9 protein-coding genes are annotated in these 5513 nt (G+C 44.6%); all 9 read left to right on the top strand.

Annotation, left to right across the window (positions count from 1 at the left end; translation table 11 throughout):
- Positions 1–211, top strand: a 211-nt coding sequence (locus MAQ5080_RS17830; RefSeq protein ID WP_000112168.1) for a hypothetical protein, incomplete at its 5' end; no start/stop codon positions are given.
- 63 nt (positions 212–274) lie between these two features.
- Positions 275–1816 (top strand): replication endonuclease, encoded by a 1542-nt coding sequence (locus tag MAQ5080_RS17825; RefSeq protein ID WP_000252566.1) that lies wholly within the window; start codon positions 275–277, stop codon positions 1814–1816.
- Entirely contained in the window at positions 1749–1901 is a 153-nt protein-coding gene (locus MAQ5080_RS17820; protein ID WP_435988044.1) for a hypothetical protein, read from the top strand. Before MAQ5080_RS17825 ends, MAQ5080_RS17820 begins: the two co-directional genes overlap by 68 nt.
- Positions 1834–2073 carry a phage DNA packaging protein C gene (locus MAQ5080_RS17815; protein WP_016670801.1) on the top strand — a complete coding sequence of 80 codons (240 nt, stop codon included), beginning with the start codon at positions 1834–1836 and terminating at the stop codon, positions 2071–2073. The genes MAQ5080_RS17820 and MAQ5080_RS17815 overlap by 68 nt, the downstream gene beginning before the upstream one ends.
- Entirely contained in the window at positions 2070–2528 is a 459-nt protein-coding gene (locus MAQ5080_RS17810; RefSeq protein WP_000084700.1) for a scaffolding protein D, read from the top strand. Before MAQ5080_RS17815 ends, MAQ5080_RS17810 begins: the two co-directional genes overlap by 4 nt.
- Positions 2528–2644, top strand: a complete 117-nt coding sequence (locus MAQ5080_RS17805; RefSeq protein ID WP_000033471.1) for a phage DNA packaging protein J — start codon at positions 2528–2530, stop codon at positions 2642–2644. The genes MAQ5080_RS17810 and MAQ5080_RS17805 overlap by 1 nt, the downstream gene beginning before the upstream one ends.
- Positions 2645–2680: 36 nt before the next feature.
- Positions 2681–3964: a major capsid protein gene (locus MAQ5080_RS17800; RefSeq protein WP_000065572.1), complete on the top strand. Its 1284-nt coding sequence runs from the start codon at positions 2681–2683 to the stop codon at positions 3962–3964.
- A gap of 110 nt (positions 3965–4074) precedes the next feature.
- Complete coding sequence (locus tag MAQ5080_RS17795; protein WP_000487867.1) at positions 4075–4602, top strand: hypothetical protein; 528 nt, start codon at positions 4075–4077, stop codon at positions 4600–4602.
- Between the two features lie 8 nt (positions 4603–4610).
- Positions 4611–5513 (top strand): hypothetical protein (locus MAQ5080_RS17790; RefSeq protein WP_067332990.1); only part of this gene is annotated, 903 nt, incomplete at its 3' end.

The raw sequence follows: 5513 nt of genomic DNA, 5'->3' as shown, positions 1-5513 counted from the left end.
TGACTTAGTTCATCAGCAAACGCAGAATCAGCGGTATGGCTCTTCTCATATTGGCGCTACTGCAAAGGATATTTCTAATGTCGTCACTGATGCTGCTTCTGGTGTGGTTGATATTTTTCATGGTATTGATAAAGCTGTTGCCGATACTTGGAACAATTTCTGGAAAGACGGTAAAGCTGATGGTATTGGCTCTAATTTGTCTAGGAAATAACCGTCAGGATTGACACCCTCCCAATTGTATGTTTTCATGCCTCCAAATCTTGGAGGCTTTTTTATGGTTCGTTCTTATTACCCTTCTGAATGTCACGCTGATTATTTTGACTTTGAGCGTATCGAGGCTCTTAAACCTGCTATTGAGGCTTGTGGCATTTCTACTCTTTCTCAATCCCCAATGCTTGGCTTCCATAAGCAGATGGATAACCGCATCAAGCTCTTGGAAGAGATTCTGTCTTTTCGTATGCAGGGCGTTGAGTTCGATAATGGTGATATGTATGTTGACGGCCATAAGGCTGCTTCTGACGTTCGTGATGAGTTTGTATCTGTTACTGAGAAGTTAATGGATGAATTGGCACAATGCTACAATGTGCTCCCCCAACTTGATATTAATAACACTATAGACCACCGCCCCGAAGGGGACGAAAAATGGTTTTTAGAGAACGAGAAGACGGTTACGCAGTTTTGCCGCAAGCTGGCTGCTGAACGCCCTCTTAAGGATATTCGCGATGAGTATAATTACCCCAAAAAGAAAGGTATTAAGGATGAGTGTTCAAGATTGCTGGAGGCCTCCACTATGAAATCGCGTAGAGGCTTTGCTATTCAGCGTTTGATGAATGCAATGCGACAGGCTCATGCTGATGGTTGGTTTATCGTTTTTGACACTCTCACGTTGGCTGACGACCGATTAGAGGCGTTTTATGATAATCCCAATGCTTTGCGTGACTATTTTCGTGATATTGGTCGTATGGTTCTTGCTGCCGAGGGTCGCAAGGCTAATGATTCACACGCCGACTGCTATCAGTATTTTTGTGTGCCTGAGTATGGTACAGCTAATGGCCGTCTTCATTTCCATGCGGTGCACTTTATGCGGACACTTCCTACAGGTAGCGTTGACCCTAATTTTGGTCGTCGGGTACGCAATCGCCGCCAGTTAAATAGCTTGCAAAATACGTGGCCTTATGGTTACAGTATGCCCATCGCAGTTCGCTACACGCAGGACGCTTTTTCACGTTCTGGTTGGTTGTGGCCTGTTGATGCTAAAGGTGAGCCGCTTAAAGCTACCAGTTATATGGCTGTTGGTTTCTATGTGGCTAAATACGTTAACAAAAAGTCAGATATGGACCTTGCTGCTAAAGGTCTAGGAGCTAAAGAATGGAACAACTCACTAAAAACCAAGCTGTCGCTACTTCCCAAGAAGCTGTTCAGAATCAGAATGAGCCGCAACTTCGGGATGAAAATGCTCACAATGACAAATCTGTCCACGGAGTGCTTAATCCAACTTACCAAGCTGGGTTACGACGCGACGCCGTTCAACCAGATATTGAAGCAGAACGCAAAAAGAGAGATGAGATTGAGGCTGGGAAAAGTTACTGTAGCCGACGTTTTGGCGGCGCAACCTGTGACGACAAATCTGCTCAAATTTATGCGCGCTTCGATAAAAATGATTGGCGTATCCAACCTGCAGAGTTTTATCGCTTCCATGACGCAGAAGTTAACACTTTCGGATATTTCTGATGAGTCGAAAAATTATCTTGATAAAGCAGGAATTACTACTGCTTGTTTACGAATTAAATCGAAGTGGACTGCTGGCGGAAAATGAGAAAATTCGACCTATCCTTGCGCAGCTCGAGAAGCTCTTACTTTGCGACCTTTCGCCATCAACTAACGATTCTGTCAAAAACTGACGCGTTGGATGAGGAGAAGTGGCTTAATATGCTTGGCACGTTCGTCAAGGACTGGTTTAGATATGAGTCACATTTTGTTCATGGTAGAGATTCTCTTGTTGACATTTTAAAAGAGCGTGGATTACTATCTGAGTCCGATGCTGTTCAACCACTAATAGGTAAGAAATCATGAGTCAAGTTACTGAACAATCCGTACGTTTCCAGACCGCTTTGGCCTCTATTAAGCTCATTCAGGCTTCTGCCGTTTTGGATTTAACCGAAGATGATTTCGATTTTCTGACGAGTAACAAAGTTTGGATTGCTACTGACCGCTCTCGTGCTCGTCGCTGCGTTGAGGCTTGCGTTTATGGTACGCTGGACTTTGTAGGATACCCTCGCTTTCCTGCTCCTGTTGAGTTTATTGCTGCCGTCATTGCTTATTATGTTCATCCCGTCAACATTCAAACGGCCTGTCTCATCATGGAAGGCGCTGAATTTACGGAAAACATTATTAATGGCGTCGAGCGTCCGGTTAAAGCCGCTGAATTGTTCGCGTTTACCTTGCGTGTACGCGCAGGAAACACTGACGTTCTTACTGACGCAGAAGAAAACGTGCGTCAAAAATTACGTGCAGAAGGAGTGATGTAATGTCTAAAGGTAAAAAACGTTCTGGCGCTCGCCCTGGTCGTCCGCAGCCGTTGCGAGGTACTAAAGGCAAGCGTAAAGGCGCTCGTCTTTGGTATGTAGGTGGTCAACAATTTTAATTGCAGGGGCTTCGGCCCCTTACTTGAGGATAAATTATGTCTAATATTCAAACTGGCGCCGAGCGTATGCCGCATGACCTTTCCCATCTTGGCTTCCTTGCTGGTCAGATTGGTCGTCTTATTACCATTTCAACTACTCCGGTTATCGCTGGCGACTCCTTCGAGATGGACGCCGTTGGCGCTCTCCGTCTTTCTCCATTGCGTCGTGGCCTTGCTATTGACTCTACTGTAGACATTTTTACTTTTTATGTCCCTCATCGTCACGTTTATGGTGAACAGTGGATTAAGTTCATGAAGGATGGTGTTAATGCCACTCCTCTCCCGACTGTTAACACTACTGGTTATATTGACCATGCCGCTTTTCTTGGCACGATTAACCCTGATACCAATAAAATCCCTAAGCATTTGTTTCAGGGTTATTTGAATATCTATAACAACTATTTTAAAGCGCCGTGGATGCCTGACCGTACCGAGGCTAACCCTAATGAGCTTAATCAAGATGATGCTCGTTATGGTTTCCGTTGCTGCCATCTCAAAAACATTTGGACTGCTCCGCTTCCTCCTGAGACTGAGCTTTCTCGCCAAATGACGACTTCTACCACATCTATTGACATTATGGGTCTGCAAGCTGCTTATGCTAATTTGCATACTGACCAAGAACGTGATTACTTCATGCAGCGTTACCATGATGTTATTTCTTCATTTGGAGGTAAAACCTCTTATGACGCTGACAACCGTCCTTTACTTGTCATGCGCTCTAATCTCTGGGCATCTGGCTATGATGTTGATGGAACTGACCAAACGTCGTTAGGCCAGTTTTCTGGTCGTGTTCAACAGACCTATAAACATTCTGTGCCGCGTTTCTTTGTTCCTGAGCATGGCACTATGTTTACTCTTGCGCTTGTTCGTTTTCCGCCTACTGCGACTAAAGAGATTCAGTACCTTAACGCTAAAGGTGCTTTGACTTATACCGATATTGCTGGCGACCCTGTTTTGTATGGCAACTTGCCGCCGCGTGAAATTTCTATGAAGGATGTTTTCCGTTCTGGTGATTCGTCTAAGAAGTTTAAGATTGCTGAGGGTCAGTGGTATCGTTATGCGCCTTCGTATGTTTCTCCTGCTTATCACCTTCTTGAAGGCTTCCCATTCATTCAGGAACCGCCTTCTGGTGATTTGCAAGAACGCGTACTTATTCGCCACCATGATTATGACCAGTGTTTCCAGTCCGTTCAGTTGTTGCAGTGGAATAGTCAGGTTAAATTTAATGTGACCGTTTATCGCAATCTGCCGACCACTCGCGATTCAATCATGACTTCGTGATAAAAGATTGAGTGTGAGGTTATAACGCCGAAGCGGTAAAAATTTTAATTTTTGCCGCTGAGGGGTTGACCAAGCGAAGCGCGGTAGGTTTTCTGCTTAGGAGTTTAATCATGTTTCAGACTTTTATTTCTCGCCATAATTCAAACTTTTTTTCTGATAAGCTGGTTCTCACTTCTGTTACTCCAGCTTCTTCGGCACCTGTTTTACAGACACCTAAAGCTACATCGTCAACGTTATATTTTGATAGTTTGACGGTTAATGCTGGTAATGGTGGTTTTCTTCATTGCATTCAGATGGATACATCTGTCAACGCCGCTAATCAGGTTGTTTCTGTTGGTGCTGATATTGCTTTTGATGCCGACCCTAAATTTTTTGCCTGTTTGGTTCGCTTTGAGTCTTCTTCGGTTCCGACTACCCTCCCGACTGCCTATGATGTTTATCCTTTGGATGGTCGCCATGATGGTGGTTATTATACCGTCAAGGACTGTGTGACTATTGACGTCCTTCCCCGTACGCCGGGCAATAATGTTTATGTTGGTTTCATGGTTTGGTCTAACTTTACCGCTACTAAATGCCGCGGATTGGTTTCGCTGAATCAGGTTATTAAAGAGATTATTTGTCTCCAGCCACTTAAGTGAGGTGATTTATGTTTGGTGCTATTGCTGGCGGTATTGCTTCTGCTCTTGCTGGTGGCGCCATGTCTAAATTGTTTGGAGGCGGTCAAAAAGCCGCCTCCGGTGGCATTCAAGGTGATGTGCTTGCTACCGATAACAATACTGTAGGCATGGGTGATGCTGGTATTAAATCTGCCATTCAAGGCTCTAATGTTCCTAACCCTGATGAGGCCGTCCCTAGTTTTGTTTCTGGTGCTATGGCTAAAGCTGGTAAAGGACTTCTTGAAGGTACGTTGCAGGCTGGCACTTCTGCCGTTTCTGATAAGTTGCTTGATTTGGTTGGACTTGGTGGCAAGTCTGCCGCTGATAAAGGAAAGGATACTCGTGATTATCTTGCTGCTGCATTTCCTGAGCTTAATGCTTGGGAGCGTGCTGGTGCTGATGCTTCCTCTGCTGGTATGGTTGACGCCGGATTTGAGAATCAAAAAGAGCTTACTAAAATGCAACTGGACAATCAGAAAGAGATTGCCGAGATGCAAAATGAGACTCAAAAAGAGATTGCTGGCATTCAGTCGGCGACTTCACGCCAGAATACGAAAGACCAGGTATATGCACAAAATGAGATGCTTGCTTATCAACAGAAGGAGTCTACTGCTCGCGTTGCGTCTATTATGGAAAACACCAATCTTTCCAAGCAACAGCAGGTTTCCGAGATTATGCGCCAAATGCTTACTCAAGCTCAAACGGCTGGTCAGTATTTTACCAATGACCAAATCAAAGAAATGACTCGCAAGGTTAGTGCTGAGGTTGACTTAGTTCATCAGCAAACGCAGAATCAGCGGTATGGCTCTTCTCATATTGGCGCTACTGCAAAGGATATTTCTAATGTCGTCACTGATGCTGCTTCTGGTGTGGTTGATATTTTTCATGGTATT

It is taken from the genome of Marinomonas aquimarina, assembly GCF_900089755.1.
GTDB classification, from domain to species: Bacteria; Pseudomonadota; Gammaproteobacteria; order Pseudomonadales; family Marinomonadaceae; genus Marinomonas; species Marinomonas aquimarina.
This window is presented reverse-complemented; position numbering and strand designations above follow the sequence as displayed.

Excerpts from the sequence above, each read along its gene's own strand:
- MAQ5080_RS17825 (WP_000252566.1), top strand. The coding sequence starts at position 275 with ATGGTTCGTTCTTATTACCCTTCTGAATGTCACGCTGATTATTTTGAC.
- MAQ5080_RS17810 (WP_000084700.1), top strand. The coding sequence starts at position 2,070 with ATGAGTCAAGTTACTGAACAATCCGTACGTTTCCAGACCGCTTTGGCC.
- MAQ5080_RS17805 (WP_000033471.1), top strand. The coding sequence starts at position 2,528 with ATGTCTAAAGGTAAAAAACGTTCTGGCGCTCGCCCTGGTCGTCCGCAG.
- MAQ5080_RS17800 (WP_000065572.1), top strand. The coding sequence starts at position 2,681 with ATGTCTAATATTCAAACTGGCGCCGAGCGTATGCCGCATGACCTTTCC.
- MAQ5080_RS17795 (WP_000487867.1), top strand. The coding sequence starts at position 4,075 with ATGTTTCAGACTTTTATTTCTCGCCATAATTCAAACTTTTTTTCTGAT.